This is a genomic window from Streptomyces sp. NPDC015131 (assembly GCF_043079975.1).
Classification (GTDB): Bacteria; Actinomycetota; Actinomycetes; order Streptomycetales; family Streptomycetaceae; genus Streptomyces.
The window spans coordinates 1043172-1058124 of record NZ_JBIBVB010000002.1; the positions used below are offsets into that span (position 1 = coordinate 1043172).

Here is a 14953-nt window from a genome sequence, read left to right on the forward strand (position 1 = left end):
GGACTGATGTTCACGACTGTTCTTGTCGCCAACCGGGGCGAGATCGCGGTCCGCGTCATCCGTACGCTGCGGGCCCTCGGCATCCGTTCGGTCGCCGTCTTCAGCGACGCGGACGCCGACGCCCGGCACGTCCGGGAGGCCGACACGGCGGTGCGCATCGGCCCGCCGGCCGCGACCGAGAGCTATCTGCGGGTGGACCGTCTGCTGGAGGCGGCGGCCCGCACCGGCGCCCAGGCGGTCCACCCGGGGTACGGCTTCCTGGCGGAGAACGCCGCCTTCGCGCAGGCGTGCGAGGACGCGGGGCTGGTGTTCATCGGCCCTCCGGCCTCCGCGATCGCCCTGATGGGCGACAAGATCCGCGCCAAGGAGACGGTGAAGGCGGCCGGTGTGCCGGTCGTGCCCGGCTCCTCGGGGAGCGGGCTGAGCGACGACGAACTGGCCGCGGCGGCCCGGGAGATCGGGATGCCGGTGCTGCTGAAGCCCTCGGCGGGCGGCGGCGGCAAGGGCATGCGCCTCACGCGCGCGGAGTCGGCCCTGATGGAGGAGATCGCCGCCGCCCGGCGCGAGGCGCGGGCGTCGTTCGGCGACGACACGCTGCTGGTGGAGCGGTGGATCGACCGGCCCCGGCACATCGAGATCCAGGTGCTGGCCGACGGGCACGGCAACGTCGTCCACCTCGGTGAGCGCGAGTGCTCCCTCCAGCGCCGCCACCAGAAGATCATCGAGGAGGCGCCGTCGGTCCTGCTGGACGAGAAGACCCGCGCCGCGATGGGCGAGGCGGCCGTGCAGGCGGCCCGCTCCTGCGGCTACCGGGGCGCGGGCACGGTGGAGTTCATCGTCCCCGGCGGCGACCCGTCCGCCCACTACTTCATGGAGATGAACACCCGCCTCCAGGTGGAGCACCCGGTCACCGAGCTGATCACCGGCATCGACCTGGTCGAGTGGCAGCTGCGGGTGGCCGCCGGGGAGCCGCTCGGCTTCACTCAGGACGACATCGCCCTCACCGGGCACGCCGTGGAGGCCCGCCTCTGCGCCGAGGACCCCGCCCGGGGCTTCCTCCCCTCGGGCGGCACGGTCCTGGCGCTGTCCGAGCCGCAGGGCGAGGGGGTGCGCACCGACTCGGGGCTCAGCGAGGGCACCGAGGTGTCCAGCCTCTACGACCCGATGCTGTCCAAGGTGATCGTCCACGCCGCCGACCGGCCCACCGCCCTGCGCAAGCTGCGCGCCGCGCTGGCCGGCACGGTCACCCTGGGCGTCCCGACCAACGCCGGGTTCCTGCGCCGGCTGCTCGCCCACCCGGACGTCGTCTCCGGCGACCTGGACACCGGCCTGGTGGAGCGGGACGCCGAGGGGCTGATCCCGGCGGGCGTGCCGGAGGAGGTGTACGAGGCCGCCGCGGCGGTCCGGGAGGCGGCGCTGCGGCCCGGGCCGGACGCCGGGGGCTGGACGGACCCGTTCTCGGTGCCGAGCGGCTGGCGCCTCGGCGGGGAGCCCGTGCCGGTCACGCACACGCTGCGGGTGCCGGGCCAGGAGCCCGTCGCCCACCGCACCCGGGGCCACGCGCGCGTGAGCGCCGGCCGGGTCACCGTCACCGTGGACGGCGTCACCCACACCTTCCACCGCGCCGGCACCTGGCTCGGCCGGGACGGCGACAGCTGGAACGTCCTGGACCACGACCCCGTGGAGGCGTCCCTCGGCCGGTCGGCGCACGCCGGGGCCGACTCGCTCACCGCGCCCATGCCCGGCACGGTCACCGTGGTGAAGGTGGCCGTCGGCGACGAGGTGACGGCCGGTCAGGGACTGGTGGTGGTGGAGGCGATGAAGATGGAGCACGTCATCTCCGCCCCGCACGACGGCACCGTCGCCGAGCTGGACGTCACGCCCGGCACCACCGTCGCCATGGACCAGGTGCTGGCCGTGGTGGTCCCCAAGGAGGAGGCGGAGGCATGACCGCAGGACTGCCCATGACCGTCCCCGCGCCCGGCCTGCCCGCGCGGGTGCGGATCCACGAGGTCGGCGCGCGCGACGGCCTGCAGAACGAGCAGGGTGTCGTCCCGACCGAGGTGAAGGCCGAGTTCGTCCGGCGCCTCGCGGACGCCGGGCTGACCACCATCGAGGCGACCAGCTTCGTCCACCCCAAGTGGGTGCCCCAACTGGCCGACGCGGAGAAGCTGTTCCCGCTCGTCAGCGACCTCGAGGGCGTACGGCTGCCGGTCCTCGTGCCCAATGAGCGCGGACTGGACCGGGCGCTGGCGCTGGGCGCCCGGGAGGTCGCCGTGTTCGCCAGCGCCACCGAGTCCTTCGCGAAGGCCAACCTCAACCGCACCGTGGACGAGGCGCTGGCCATGTTCGCCCCGGTCGTCACGCGCGCGGTGGAGCACGGCCTGACCGTGCGCGGTTACTTGTCCATGTGCTTCGGCGACCCCTGGGAGGGCCCCGTCCCGGCCGGTCAGGTCGTGGCCGTCTGCCGGCGGCTGCGGGACATGGGCTGCGACGAGCTGAGCCTCGGCGACACCATCGGCGTGGCCACCCCCGGCCAGGTGACGGCGCTGCTGACCGCGCTCGGCGAGGCGGGCATCCCCGCGCGCGCCCTCGCCGTGCACTTCCACGACACCTACGGCCAGGCCCTCGCCAACACGCTCGCCGCGCTCCAGTACGGCGTCACCACGGTCGACGCCTCCGCCGGCGGCCTCGGCGGCTGCCCGTACGCCAAGTCGGCCACCGGCAATCTCGCCACCGAGGACCTCGTGTGGATGCTCCACGGCCTCGGCATCGAGACCGGGGTCGACCTCGGCCGGCTCACCGCCACCAGCGTGTGGCTGGCCGGAGAACTGGGCCGTCCCAGCCCGTCCCGCACCGTCCGCGCCCTCGCCGGCGCGCCCTCCCACAAGGAGTCCTGAGTCATGTCCCTGGACCACCGGCTCTCCCCCGAGCACGAGGAACTGCGCCGCACCGTCGAGCAGTTCGCCCACGACGTGGTCGCGCCGAAGATCGGCGACTTCTACGAGCGCCACGAGTTCCCGTACGAGATCGTCCGCGAGATGGGGCAGATGGGCCTGTTCGGCCTGCCCTTCCCGGAGGAGTACGGCGGCATGGGCGGCGACTACCTCGCCCTCGGCATCGCCCTGGAGGAGCTGGCCCGGGTCGACTCGTCCGTGGCGATCACCCTGGAGGCGGGCGTCTCGCTGGGCGCCATGCCGGTCTACCGCTTCGGCACCGAGGAGCAGAAGCGCGCCTGGCTGCCGCGCATGTGCTCCGGCGAGATCCTCGGCGCCTTCGGGCTGACCGAGCCGGGCGCGGGCTCGGACGCGGGCGGCACCCGCACCACGGCCGTGCGGGACGGCGACGAGTGGGTGATCAACGGCTCCAAGTGCTTCATCACCAACTCCGGCACGGACATCACGGGCCTGGTCACCGTCACCGCCGTCACCGGCCGCACCCCCGAGGGCAAGCCGCTGATCTCGTCCATCATCGTCCCCTCGGGCACCCCCGGCTTCACGGTGGCCGCCCCGTACTCCAAGGTCGGGTGGAACGCCTCGGACACCCGGGAGCTGTCCTTCTCCGACGTGCGCGTCCCGGTGGCCAACCTGCTGGGCGAGGAGGGCCGGGGGTACGCCCAGTTCCTCCGCATCCTCGACGAGGGCCGCATCGCCATCTCGGCGCTGGCGACGGGCCTGGCGCAGGGCTGTGTGGACGAGTCGGTGAAGTACGCCAAGGAGCGGCACGCCTTCGGGCGGGCGATCGGCGAGAACCAGGCCGTCCAGTTCAAGATCGCCGACATGGAGATGCGGGCGCACATGGCCCGGGTCGGCTGGCGCGACGCGGCGTCCCGCCTGGTGAGCGGCGAGCCGTTCAAGAAGGAGGCGGCGCTGGCGAAGCTGTACTCCTCGACGGTGGCCGTGGACAACGCGCGCGAGGCGACCCAGATCCACGGCGGGTACGGCTTCATGAACGAGTACCCGGTGGCCCGGATGTGGCGGGACTCCAAGATCCTGGAGATCGGCGAGGGCACCAGCGAGGTCCAGCGCATGCTGATCGCCCGGGAGCTGGGCCTCTCGGCCTGACGCCGGACGGAGCCTGAGCGGCGGGTGCCCCCCGGGGCGGGGCCCGGGGCACCCGCTGGACAGGTCGTGAGGTTAGGCTAACCTGCCTTCGAACACGACCACTGGCCGAAAACGGCCGTACGAAAGCGATCCGCCATGCCCAGCACCGCCCGAGTCACCCCTCTCACCCGTCGCGGCCTGCTCGCCGCGGGCGGCGCCCTGGGGCTCGGCGCCGCGCTCGTCGCGTGCGGGGGCGACAAGGACAAGGGTTCCGCGGCAGCCGACGGGAAGTCCGGCCCCTGGAAGTTCACCGACGACCGCGGCAAGGCCGTCGAGCTGAAGTCGGTGCCGAAGAACATCGTCGCCTTCGTCGGGACCGCCGCCGCGCTCCACGACTACGGCGTCGAGGTCAAGGGCGTGTTCGGCCCGACCACCGTCAAGGACCCCAAGACGGGCCAGGACAAGCCGGACATCCAGGCCGGTGACCTCGACGTCACCAAGGTGAAGAACCTCGGCAACGTCTGGGGCACCTTCAACATCGAGGAGTACCTCAAGCTCGAACCCGAGCTGCTGGTCTCGGCGATGTGGGACAAGGACGTCCTGTGGTACCTGCCGCCGCAGTCCCACGACAAGATCGTGAAGCTGGCCCCCACGGTCGCCCTGTGGGCGGCGAAGACCACGATGCCCAAGGCCCTGGAGCGGCACGCCCGGCTCGCCGCGTCGCTGGGCGCCGACCTGAAGGCGAAGAGCGCCACCGACGCCAAGGCCCGGTTCGAGAAGGCCGCCGCCCGGCTGCGCGCCGCCGCGAAGGCCCGCCCCGAGATCCGGGTGATGATCGGCTCGGCCAGCGCGGAGCTGTTCTACGTCTCGCTCGCCAAGACGTCCGCGGACACCGCGTACTTCGAGGAGCTGGGCGTGAAGTTCGTGACGCCGAAGGTCAACGCCCAGGGCTACTTCGAGGAGCTGAGCTGGGAGAACCTGGACACGTACCCGGCCGACATCATCATGATGGACAACCGCAGCCAGGCCATCCAGCCGGCGGACCTGAAGTCCAAGCCCACCTGGAACCGGCTGCCCGCCGTCAAGGCCGGCCAGGTCGTGCCCCGCTTCACCGAGCCGATCTACTCCTACGCCAAGTGCGCGCCCCTCCTGGAGGACCTCGCCACGGCGATCGAGAACGCCAAGAAGGTGGCCTGACCCGCGTGTTCGGCTTCTTCCCGCTCACCGTCGTCCGGACCCGCGGGCTCAGCCCCTCGCTGGTCCGGGTGACCTTCGCCGTGGCGCCCGGTGAGGAACGGGAGCCCTTCGTCTCCGGGGGCCTCGACCAGAGCGTCTCGCTGTTCCTGCCGCACCCGGGCCAGGCGGCGCCGGTCCTGCCGCCGGTCGCCGACGGCGATCTGTACGGCGCCCTCGGCGCGTGGCGGGCCATGCCCGAGGACGTACGGGCGGTGATGCGCTCGTACACGGTGCGCGCGCAGCGCCGTACCGCCGCCGGGGCGACCGAGCTGGACATCGACTTCGCGCTGCACGAGGACGGCGGGCCGGCGTGCCGCTGGGCCGCCGCCGCCTCGGAGGGCGACCGGGTGGTCGTCCTCGGCCCGACGACGGCCGCCAACACGGGCGTGCGGTTCCGGCTCCCGGACGACGCCGACGAGGTGCTGCTGTGGGGCGACGAGACGGCGCTGCCCGCCGCCTCCTCCATCCTGGAGTCGCTGCCCGCCGGGATCAGGGCGCGGGCCTGGTTCGACGTCCCGTACGCGGCCGACCGCCTGGAGCCGGTGACCCGCGCGGACGCGACCGTCACCTGGCTCGTACGGGAGGAGGGCGCCCCGGCCGCGGTGGACGCCGTCCGCGCCGCCGGGCCGCTCGGCGCCTCCCCGTACGCCTGGATCGCCGGCGAGGCCGGTGCGGTGAAGGCGCTCCGCCGCCACCTGGTCGGTGAGCGCGGGATGGACCGGCGGCGGGTGACCTTCGTCGGCTACTGGCGCCGGGGCCTGAGCGAGGACGCGCTGCGCGAGTCGGCGGAGACGGGCGAGGACTGACGGTCCGGGGCGCCGGGCAGAGTACGGTCCTCCGCCCGGTGCCCCGGGATCCCGCATCGCGCTCCGGCGCCCCGGCATCCCGCCCGGCGCGTGGCATCGCGCTCCGGCGCCCGGCACGGGAACCACCGCACTCCGGGAGCCCCGCGCGGGCGTCACCCCGCGCGCGTGCTCACTCCGTGCGCCACGGCACCTGCGGCGAGCGGTGGAAGCCGACGCCCAGCGCCTCCAGCCGCGGCCCCTGCCCGGCCAGCCGGTCCCGGTAGCCCTCCCAGCCGTGCGCCGCGGCGGGCGACCAGCCCAGCTCGGCGGCGCCGAGGAGCCGGGGGAAGGCCATCAGGTCGATGTGGGCGTCCGTCGACACGGTCTCCGTCCACAGCGGGGCCTCCACGCCCGCGACGGCCTCCGGCGGCACGCCCGGCAGATGCGAGCCGGGGTCCCAGTCGTAGGACTGCCGCACCTCGACGTACCCGGCCCAGGACAGCCCCAGCGGGGTGTCCTTGGTGTACTTCATGTCGAGGTAGAGCCGGTCGGCGGGCGACAGGATCAGCCGGGTGCCGTTCCGCGCCGCCTGCGCCACCCGGGCCTTCTCGGCGTCGCCGGTGCGGTCCAGGCCCCAGTACTGGGCGAGGGCGCCCTTCGCGGGACGGGCGCCGGTGAGCTGGTGCCAGCCGATCACGGTCTTGCCGTACTTCGCCACGGCGGCCTGCGCCCGGTCCATGAAGGCGACGTAGTCCTCGTGGCTGGTGGAGTGCGCCTCGTCGCCGCCGATGTGGAGGTACCGGCCGGGGGTGAGCGCCGCGACCTCGCGGACGACGTCGTCGACGAAGTCGTACGTGACCTCCTTGCCGGCGCACAGGCTGCTGAAGCCCACCTCGATGCCGGTGTAGAGGGGCGGGGCGACCCCGTCGCAGTTGAGCTCGGCGTAGGAGGCGAGGGCCGCGTTGGTGTGGCCGGGCATGTCGATCTCGGGCACGACCTCCAGGTGGCGGGAGGCCGCGTGGGCGACGATCTCCCGGTACTGGGCCTTGGTGTAGTACCCGCCGGGCCCCCCGCCGACCTGGGTGGAGCCGCCGTACGCGGCCAGCCGGGGCCAGGAGTCCACGGCGATGCGCCAGCCCTGGTCGTCGCTGAGGTGCAGGTGCAGCGTGTTGACCTTGTAGAGGGCGACCAGGTCGACGTACCGCTTGACCTGCTCGACGGTGAGGAAGTGCCGCGAGACGTCCAGCATCGCGCCCCGGTACGCGTAGCGGGGGACGTCGGTGATCGTGCCGCCGGCGACGGTCCAGGGGCCGGGTTGCCGGGTGTCCTTCTCTACGGCCGCCGGGAGCTGCTGGCGCAGCGTCTGGACGCCGTGGAACAGCCCGGCGGGCGTACGGGCGGTGAGCGTGACGCCCCGGCTCCCCGACTCCAGCCGGTAGCCCTCGTCGCCGAGCGCCGTCTCGCGGGCGCCGAGCCGCAGCCGGATGTGGCCGGGGCGGGTGTCGCCGGTGACGGGCAGCGGGAGGCCGGTCGCGGGCCGCAGCGTCTCGGCGAGGTACGTCCCGATGCGGCGGGCCTCACGGGAGCCGGTGTCCACCTGGACGCGGGTCCGGGCGGTGAGGGTGTACGGGGCCCCTCCGGGGCGTACCGAGGCGGGCGCCGGGACGACGTCGCCCAGCGGGCGGGTGGCGGGCGTGGCGGGCCCGGGGGCGCCGCCGGGCGCGGGGGCCTTCCCGGGCGCGGCGCCGGTCCCGGCGACCCCGGCCGCCACGACGAGCAGCAGTGGGCCGAGGAGCCGGAGGCGGCGGAGGCGGGGCAACGTTCTGCGCTGTCTCACAAGGCGGTCCCTTCGAGGGCGTCGCGACTGTGGGCGTGTGCAACCGAACGGTCACCATCCGTACCGCGCGCCCCGGGACGGGTCAAGGTGCAGACCAATCCGGGCGGCTGCCGGTGCCCCCCACCTCGCGCGCGGGGCACGGGGCCGGCGGTGCCAGAATCTCCGCATGACGGAAATCATCCAGAAGGACGGGACCTGGAGTTTCGACGGGGACGTCATACGCATCGTGCCCGGCGGCGACAAGAGCGTGGGGCTGCTGCGCCAGACGCTGGGCGAGGTGGCCGTACCCCTGGAGGCGCTGGCGGGAATCTCGTTCGAGGCGGGCAGGAAGGCGGGCCGGCTGCGGCTGCGCCTGCGGGACGGCGCCGATCCGCTGCTGAGGATCACCGGCGGCACGCTGGGGGACGGTTCGGACCCGTACCGGCTGGCGGTGGCGCACGACCGCGGCGGGGTGGCGGAGTACTTCGTGGACGAGGTGCGCCACGCGATGCTGCTGGAGCAGACGGAGACCGGCCCGGTGGACCGGTATCTGCTGCCCGGCCCGGCGCTGCCGGTCAGCGCCGCCGCGGGCGATGCCTCGGTGACGTTCGACGGCGAGCACATCCGGCTGGAGTGGAACTGGAAGACCGAGGAGTCCAAGGCGTCCGGGGGCGCCCGGACCCTGGCGCTGGCCGATGTGCGGGCGGTGGAGTGGCTGCCGGCCGCCGGGCTGGAGAACGGCTACCTCCGTTTCCGGGCGGGGGCCGGTACCGCGGCCGCTCCCCCGGCTCCCAAGTACGACCCGCACGCCGTGGAGCTGTACGGCTTCCGCAAGGACCCGCTGATGGCGCTGGTCGGCGCCGCGGTGGTGGCCCGGATGCCGCACCCGAACGCCGCGCCCGCCCCGGCCCTCCCGGCCGGGCCCGCTGCGGTGGAGGCGGCACCCGCGGCCGACCACGACGTCCTGCTGCGGCGGCTGCGCGAGCTGGGCGAGCTGCACCGGTCCGGGATCCTCACCGACGAGGAGTTCACCACCGCCAAACAGGCCGTACTCAAGCAACTCTGACCAAAACGGGCGCAGCCCTGCCCGATATCGGGCAGGAATGTTGCGGTCCGCACCCCCGTACTCCACTATCTACGAGTGCTCGAACACCGCCCGTCGCACGACGACCTCGTCGACCACTTGGTCCGCAGCACCGCGCTGGCGCGCGGCGAGGCGGCCCGGGTGGTGCTGGACGTGCTCGCGTACTTCGACGAGACGGCCGAGGAGTTCGTCCGCCGCCGCCACCGCGAGCTGCAGTCCGGCGGCGAGGTGAACGCGGCGATCTTCGAGCGCATCGCGGCCGAGCTGCCGCACCGCGCCGTGGCGCCCCCGGAGCTCTCGCTCCGGCAGCTGCGCCGCATCGTCTACGGCTGAGGGGCCGGGCGGACCACGGGCACACACCCGCAAGACATTCGGAGGGGCAAGACTTTATGTGCGGAATCGTCGGTTACATCGGCAAGCGTGACGTGGCTCCGCTGCTGCTGGAGGGTCTGGCGCGGCTGGAGTACCGGGGGTACGACTCGGCGGGCATGGTCATCACCAGCCCCAAGTCCTCGGGTCTGAAGATGGTCAAGGCCAAGGGCCGCGTCCGCGACCTGGAGGCCCGCGTCCCCAAGCGCTTCACCGGCACCACCGGCATCGCGCACACCCGCTGGGCCACCCACGGCGCCCCCAGCGACGTGAACTCGCACCCGCACCTGGACCCCGAGAACAAGGTCGCCGTCGTCCACAACGGCATCGTCGACAACGCCCTCGAACTGCGCGCCAAGCTCGAGGCGGAGGGCGTCGTCTTCGCCTCCGAGACCGACACCGAGGTCCTCACCCACCTGATCGCCCGCTCCGCGGCCGAGACGCTGGAGGAGAAGGTCCGCGAGGCGCTCAAGGTCGTCGAGGGCACCTACGGCATCGCCGTGATGCACGCCGACTTCAACGACCGCATCGTCGTCGCCCGCAACGGCTCCCCGGTCGTCCTCGGCATCGGCGAGAAGGAGATGCTGGTCGCCTCCGACGTCGCCGCCCTGATCGCCCACACCCGCCAGATCGTCACCCTCGACGACGGCGAGATGGCCACCCTGAAGGCCGACGACTTCCGCACGTACACCACCTCGGGCACGCTGACCACCGCCACGCCCGAGACGGTGGAGTGGGAGGCCGCCTCGTACGACATGGGCGGCCACGACACGTACATGCACAAGGAGATCTCGGAGCAGGCCGACGCGGTGGACCGCGTCCTGCGCGGCCGCATCGACGAGAAGTTCTCCACCGTCCACCTCGGCGGCCTCAACCTGGACGCCCGCGAGGCCCGCGGCATCCGCCGGGTGAAGATCCTCGGCTGCGGCACCTCGTACCACGCCGGCCTGATCGGCGCCTCGCTGATCGAGGGCCTGGCCCGCATCCCGGCCGACTCCGAGCCCGCCTCCGAGTTCCGCTACCGCAACCCGGTCGTCGACCCCGACACCCTGTACATCGCGGTGTCGCAGTCCGGCGAGACGTACGACGTGCTGGCCGCCGTGCAGGAGCTGAAGCGCAAGGGCGCCCGCGTCCTCGGCGTGGTCAACGTGGTGGGCTCGGCCATCGCCCGCGAGGCGGACGGCGGCGTCTACGTGCACGCCGGCCCCGAGGTCTGCGTGGTCTCCACCAAGTGCTTCACCAACACGGTCGTCGCCTTCGCGCTGCTCGCCCTGCACCTCGGCCGCATCCGCGACCTGTCGGTCGCCGACGGCAAGCGGATCATCGAGGGCCTGCGCCGCCTGCCGGGCCAGATCCAGGAGATCCTGGCCGGCGAGGAGGAGATCAAGAAGCTCGCCGCCGAGTACGCGGACGCCAAGTCGATGATGTTCATCGGCCGGGTCCGGGGCTACCCGGTCGCCCTGGAGGCGTCCCTGAAGCTCAAGGAGATCTCCTACATCCACGCCGAGGCGTACCCGGCCTCCGAGCTGAAGCACGGCCCGCTGGCCCTCATCGAGCCCGCGATGCCGACGGTCGCCATCGTCCCGAACGACTCCCTTCTGGAGAAGAACCGCGCCGCGCTGGAGGAGATCAAGGCCCGCAGCGGCCGGATCCTCGCGGTCGCCCACCAGGAGCAGGAGAAGGCCGACCACACCATCCTGGTCCCGAAGAACGAGGACGAGCTGGACCCGATCCTCATGGGCATCCCGCTCCAGCTCCTCGCCTACCACACGGCCCTGGCCCTGGGCCGGGACATCGACAAGCCGCGCAACCTCGCCAAGTCCGTCACGGTCGAGTAGACGGCCCGGACCACGAGGACCGGACCACGAGGACCGGAACGGGGCGGCCCCCGGCGCGTACCACCAGCGCCGGGGGCCGCCTCTTGCGTACGCCCAGGTCAGAGACCGTGAACGCAAAGATCGCAAACCCGCCGGGCGGCGGGGGTCGGATCGTCCGGGCAGGTGATGCGTCCCCCTCGGCGCCTGCCTAGGCTCAGGGCGCGGCGCGGTGACCACGCGCCGTATCGACCTTTGTACACACATGAGTTGTACGAATGTGGAATCACTGAAAACGGGGAACAGTGCACAAGACGTCGTTGATCGTCATATCCGACTCCCTCTCCCTGCGGGGGAGCATCCGGCGGGCCGTCGACCTGGTCGACGACCTGGAGGTGGTCAGGGAGTGCGCCGGATACCAGGCGCTGGAGCAGTCCGCGCGTGACCGGATCGACCTGGTCCTGATCGACACCGCGGACATCCCGGCGGCCGAGGTGCGCACGGTGGTGGAGTACCTGCGCGCCCTGCCCGGTTCGCCCTACGTCGCCCTGCTGGCCACGGAGGTCGCCGCGGACGCCGCCCTGGGCCTGCGGTCGGGCGCCCATGGGGTGCTGACCAAGGACATGGACCCCGTCGACTTCGTCCGGGCGCTCCAACTGGTCGCGTCGGGCTGCTGGGCGGTGTCGGCCGCGACGGCCCGGCTGGCGCCCCGGGGGCCGGTGCCGGCGGGCGGCTCCGTGCGGCCGAGGGAGCGGATCGACTCGCTGACGGAGCGGGAGCGGCAGGTGCTGGCGCTGGTGGCGCAGGGCCTGTCGAACGGGGAGGTGGGCCGGCGGCTCTTCGTCAGCCCGGACACGGTCAAGGAACATGTGAGCCGCATCCTCGTGAAGCTGGGGGTCGCCAATCGCATTCAGGCGGCGGTCGTGGCGGCCCGGTACGAGCTCGTGGAAATCTGACGCCCCGGACAACCCCCCGAGAGGGGGGTTGGATCATTCGGCCGGGCCGGACAGAGTAGTACTCGCAAGGGCCGAACGGGGGGAATTGGCTGTGGACCTGCTGACGCGTGAACGCGCTTCCGAGGAGAGAACTTCCGGGGAGAGGACTTCCGGGGAAGGCATTTCCGGGGAAGGAGTCTCCGGGAAAGGGACTGCCGGGGAAGGGGATTCCGGGGAAAGACCGGGATTCGCCCCGGTCGACCTGGGAAAGGCACCGGAGGTCGACGCCCTGCTGGAACGGATGGGGCTCGGCTCCTTCGACCGGGACTCACTCGTCGCACCGGTGGGCCGGAACGACGTGTGGGCCGGCGGGACGACCAGTGGCCGCAAGGTCTTCGCCAAGCGCCTGGTCGGCGGGGACACCGATGTCCGGGCGCGGATGCGCCGCCTGCTGTCCTTCGAGCGGTTCTCCGCGAAACTGCCGTCCGCCGCCCTGCGCGGCCCGCGTTTCCTGGGCTGCGACGAAGAGGCGGGAATCGTCCTCTTCGCCTATGTGGAGAACGCGCGGACCGGCGCGGAGCTGATGGTCGACGAGACCTTCGACGACGCGCTGGCCCGCGCGGTCGGCCGGGCGATCGGCCTGCTGCACGGCAGCCCCGTGGACGCGGCCGACGACCTGGACGGCTCCGCGCCCGAACTGCCCTCTCCGGCACTGCTGGAGGCCCTGCCGCCCGGGATGTTCGACCACCTCAGCTTCGGCGAGCTGCAGACCTGGCGGCTGATGCAGAACGACCCGGCGCTGATCGCGGCGGTGAGGGAGCTGCGCGCCCGGGAGGCGGCGGCCCCCCGCGCCCCGGCCCACTGCGATCTGCGCGTGGACCAGCTGCTGGTCACGGACGGCGGTTTCCACCTGGCGGACTGGGAGGAGTTCCGGCTCGCGGACCCGGCGCGGGACGTCGGCGGCTTCGCCGGCGAATGGCTTCACCGTTCCGTCCTGGACATCGCGACGTCCCGGGGGGACACGGAGGCCGTGGACGCCGATCTCACCCATGAGACGGTGCTGCGGAGGGGCGTGGAGAAGATCGAACGGCTGCGTCCGCGTATCGAGAACTTCTGGGCCGGATACGGCGAGACCGCCGGCCGCGTCGACGCGGATCTCGCCGTACGGGCGACCGCTTTCGCGGGCTGGCACATGCTGGACCGGATGATGGCGGGCAGCCCGCAGCGCGGCCGGATTTCCGGAATAGAACGCGCGGCGGCCGGAATCGGCCGGGGCATACTGATGAATCCCGAGCGGTTCACCGCGACGCTCGGGCTGGGGGGAGCGGCATGAATGACGTGATGACGGCGGAAGGCATCGGCACCGCCACCGCACAAGAAGGGGAATGGTCACCGGAGTTCCGGTCGGCCGTCGCGGGAATCACCGTGTCGGCGGAGAGGAATTCCGCCGCGGTGGACGGCCGGGAGGTCACGGCCGACGATCCCCGGGCGCTGGAGGCGGTCCTCGCCGGAGCGCTGTACGAGGCGTGGCACGCGGGCCGCCCGGAGGGGGCGGAGAACCTGCCGCGGCGGCTGCGGGACGCCGCGCTGGAGCAGGCGCTCGGCGAGGCGGTGCCCCATCGGCACACCTCCGTCGAGGTCGTCGCCTGCGCCGCCCCGGCGGACGCCGCCGGGGACCCGGACCACCTGGTCGTGCAGCGGGACGGGGTGCGCACCTGGGTCGCCCGGGACACCGTGGAAGCGGCCCTGGGCGAGCCCGTCGGACCCGAAGGGCCCGCCGCCGGCCGGCGGTTCACGCTCCGGGTGCCGGCCGCGCGCCCCGCCCTGTCCCCCGGCTTCTTCCTGGTCGACGGGTCGGTGCCGCAGAGCGGCTCCGGCGCGACGCTCCGGTTCTACGTCCACCTCACCGACCCGCACCACGCGGTGGCGGTGTGGGGCGCGGTGCTGCGCCACCTCGAGGAACGGCAGGTCCCCTACCGGGTCAAGGTGCTCTCCTCGCCCCTGCTGTACCCCCGCCGTGACGCCCTGGTGGTCTATCTCGACGAGACCGTCCGGTACGCCGTCGCGGGCCTCGCCGAGGTGGTCGCGGGCCGCCCCGGAGTGGGCCGGGACACCTCGCTGTTCACCCGCCGGCTGGGACCCGGGGTCGCGGTCGCCTGGGAGCCGGAGGACCCGCGCCCGGCGATGCGGGGTCTGAGCTTCGGCCAGCACCGGGCGAGCGCGGTGGCGGGGGCCGTGCTGCACGCCGAGAGGACGGGCGAGCCCAGGGAACGCGCCCTGCGGACCCGGTTCGCCGAGGCCGGCGCGGACCCGGCCGACCCGTACCGCAATACCGCGTCGCCCCAGCTGTTCTGAGGCGCTTGCAGGGAGTGAGTGCACGCATTCCCTGTTTTCGCATCAGCCAGTCACCGAACAGGGAGAAACACCATGGGCGACAACGCTTCGATGATGGAGCTCGTCTCGGGTTACGACGCCTACGCCGGCGCCGACGAGCTCAACACCCAGGCGGCCGTCGACGCGCCCGCCACCACCCCGGTCTGCGCCGCCGTCACCAGCGCCGCCGCCGGCAAGTGGCTGGCGTCCGCCGCGGTGAGCGCCGCCGGCGGTGCCACCTACAAGCTCGGCTGCTGAACGGCCTCACGGCTGAGCGGCCGCCGTTCCACCCGACGTATCCCCGTGTGAAGGAGGTGAATCAAGTGAACGAGACGATTCTCATCGAGGAGATGGTCACCGGCTACACCTCGTACGCCGAGACCGACGAGCTCAACGTGACCGCCATGGTCGACGCCCCGGCGACGACCCCGTTCTGCGGCGCCGCCGCGAGCTTCGCGGTCAGCTACATCACGACCAACGGTCCCGGTTAAACCCGCC

General features: G+C 72.9%; 14 protein-coding genes. 13 read left to right on the forward strand and 1 reads right to left on the reverse strand.

Translation table 11 applies throughout. The features are described 5' to 3' along the window. The first annotated feature begins 6 nt into the window (after positions 1-6). From ACF08D_RS10310 to ACF08D_RS10330, 5 genes are all read left to right on the forward strand, one after another. On the forward strand, positions 7-1950 hold the full coding sequence (locus ACF08D_RS10310; protein ID WP_392222120.1) for an acetyl-CoA carboxylase biotin carboxylase subunit: 1944 nt from the start codon (positions 7-9) through the stop codon (positions 1948-1950). Beyond that, positions 1947-2900 carry a hydroxymethylglutaryl-CoA lyase gene (locus tag ACF08D_RS10315; protein ID WP_392222121.1) on the forward strand — a complete coding sequence of 318 codons (954 nt, stop codon included), beginning with the start codon at positions 1947-1949 and terminating at the stop codon, positions 2898-2900. The genes ACF08D_RS10310 and ACF08D_RS10315 overlap by 4 nt, the downstream gene beginning before the upstream one ends. Before the next feature lie 3 nt (positions 2901-2903). Further along, entirely contained in the window at positions 2904-4064 is a 1161-nt protein-coding gene (locus ACF08D_RS10320) for an acyl-CoA dehydrogenase family protein (RefSeq protein WP_392222122.1), read from the forward strand. Positions 4065-4199: 135 nt separating this feature from the next. Continuing rightward, the gene (locus tag ACF08D_RS10325) at positions 4200-5240 is read left to right on the forward strand and encodes an ABC transporter substrate-binding protein (protein WP_392222123.1); all 1041 of its coding nucleotides are present in this window, start codon (positions 4200-4202) and stop codon (positions 5238-5240) included. A 5-nt stretch (positions 5241-5245) separates the two neighbouring features. Further along, entirely contained in the window at positions 5246-6085 is an 840-nt protein-coding gene (locus tag ACF08D_RS10330) for a siderophore-interacting protein (RefSeq protein ID WP_392222124.1), read from the forward strand. A 169-nt stretch (positions 6086-6254) separates the two neighbouring features. Here ACF08D_RS10330 and ACF08D_RS10335 read toward each other — a convergent pair whose 3' ends face one another. Continuing rightward, complete coding sequence (locus ACF08D_RS10335; protein ID WP_392222125.1) at positions 6255-7901, reverse strand: beta-N-acetylhexosaminidase; 1647 nt, start codon at positions 7899-7901, stop codon at positions 6255-6257. 166 nt (positions 7902-8067) lie between these two features. On the opposite strand from ACF08D_RS10335, the gene ACF08D_RS10340 reads away from it, so the two are divergent. The 8 genes from ACF08D_RS10340 to ACF08D_RS10375 all read left to right on the forward strand — a co-directional run bounded on the left by ACF08D_RS10340 (position 8068) and on the right by ACF08D_RS10375 (position 14946). Next, the gene (locus tag ACF08D_RS10340; protein ID WP_392222126.1) at positions 8068-8946 is read left to right on the forward strand and encodes a DUF4429 domain-containing protein; all 879 of its coding nucleotides are present in this window, start codon (positions 8068-8070) and stop codon (positions 8944-8946) included. A gap of 75 nt (positions 8947-9021) precedes the next feature. After that, the gene (locus ACF08D_RS10345; protein ID WP_392222127.1) at positions 9022-9297 is read left to right on the forward strand and encodes a hypothetical protein; all 276 of its coding nucleotides are present in this window, start codon (positions 9022-9024) and stop codon (positions 9295-9297) included. A gap of 56 nt (positions 9298-9353) precedes the next feature. Beyond that, positions 9354-11171 (forward strand): glutamine--fructose-6-phosphate transaminase (isomerizing), encoded by a 1818-nt coding sequence (gene glmS / locus ACF08D_RS10350; RefSeq protein WP_392222128.1) that lies wholly within the window; start codon positions 9354-9356, stop codon positions 11169-11171. Between the two features lie 296 nt (positions 11172-11467). Continuing rightward, entirely contained in the window at positions 11468-12103 is a 636-nt protein-coding gene (locus ACF08D_RS10355; RefSeq protein WP_392222129.1) for a LuxR C-terminal-related transcriptional regulator, read from the forward strand. A gap of 241 nt (positions 12104-12344) precedes the next feature. Beyond that, positions 12345-13415: a class V lanthionine synthetase subunit LxmK gene (gene lxmK, locus ACF08D_RS10360; protein ID WP_392222358.1), complete on the forward strand. Its 1071-nt coding sequence runs from the start codon at positions 12345-12347 to the stop codon at positions 13413-13415. After that, positions 13412-14437 (forward strand): T3SS effector HopA1 family protein, encoded by a 1026-nt coding sequence (locus tag ACF08D_RS10365; protein ID WP_392222130.1) that lies wholly within the window; start codon positions 13412-13414, stop codon positions 14435-14437. Before lxmK ends, ACF08D_RS10365 begins: the two co-directional genes overlap by 4 nt. A gap of 72 nt (positions 14438-14509) precedes the next feature. Continuing rightward, the gene (locus ACF08D_RS10370) at positions 14510-14713 is read left to right on the forward strand and encodes an LxmA leader domain family RiPP (protein ID WP_392222131.1); all 204 of its coding nucleotides are present in this window, start codon (positions 14510-14512) and stop codon (positions 14711-14713) included. Positions 14714-14778: 65 nt separating this feature from the next. Next, positions 14779-14946, forward strand: coding sequence for a hypothetical protein (locus ACF08D_RS10375; protein WP_392222132.1), 168 nt, complete (start codon positions 14779-14781; stop codon positions 14944-14946). Positions 14947-14953: the final 7 nt, after the last annotated feature.

Excerpts from the sequence above, each read along its gene's own strand:
- ACF08D_RS10340 (WP_392222126.1), top strand. The coding sequence starts at position 8,068 with ATGACGGAAATCATCCAGAAGGACGGGACCTGGAGTTTCGACGGGGAC.
- ACF08D_RS10325 (WP_392222123.1), top strand. The coding sequence starts at position 4,200 with ATGCCCAGCACCGCCCGAGTCACCCCTCTCACCCGTCGCGGCCTGCTC.
- ACF08D_RS10315 (WP_392222121.1), top strand. The coding sequence starts at position 1,947 with ATGACCGCAGGACTGCCCATGACCGTCCCCGCGCCCGGCCTGCCCGCG.
- ACF08D_RS10370 (WP_392222131.1), top strand. The coding sequence starts at position 14,510 with ATGGGCGACAACGCTTCGATGATGGAGCTCGTCTCGGGTTACGACGCC.
- ACF08D_RS10310 (WP_392222120.1), top strand. The coding sequence starts at position 7 with ATGTTCACGACTGTTCTTGTCGCCAACCGGGGCGAGATCGCGGTCCGC.
- ACF08D_RS10320 (WP_392222122.1), top strand. The coding sequence starts at position 2,904 with ATGTCCCTGGACCACCGGCTCTCCCCCGAGCACGAGGAACTGCGCCGC.
- ACF08D_RS10365 (WP_392222130.1), top strand. The coding sequence starts at position 13,412 with ATGAATGACGTGATGACGGCGGAAGGCATCGGCACCGCCACCGCACAA.
- glmS (WP_392222128.1), top strand. The coding sequence starts at position 9,354 with ATGTGCGGAATCGTCGGTTACATCGGCAAGCGTGACGTGGCTCCGCTG.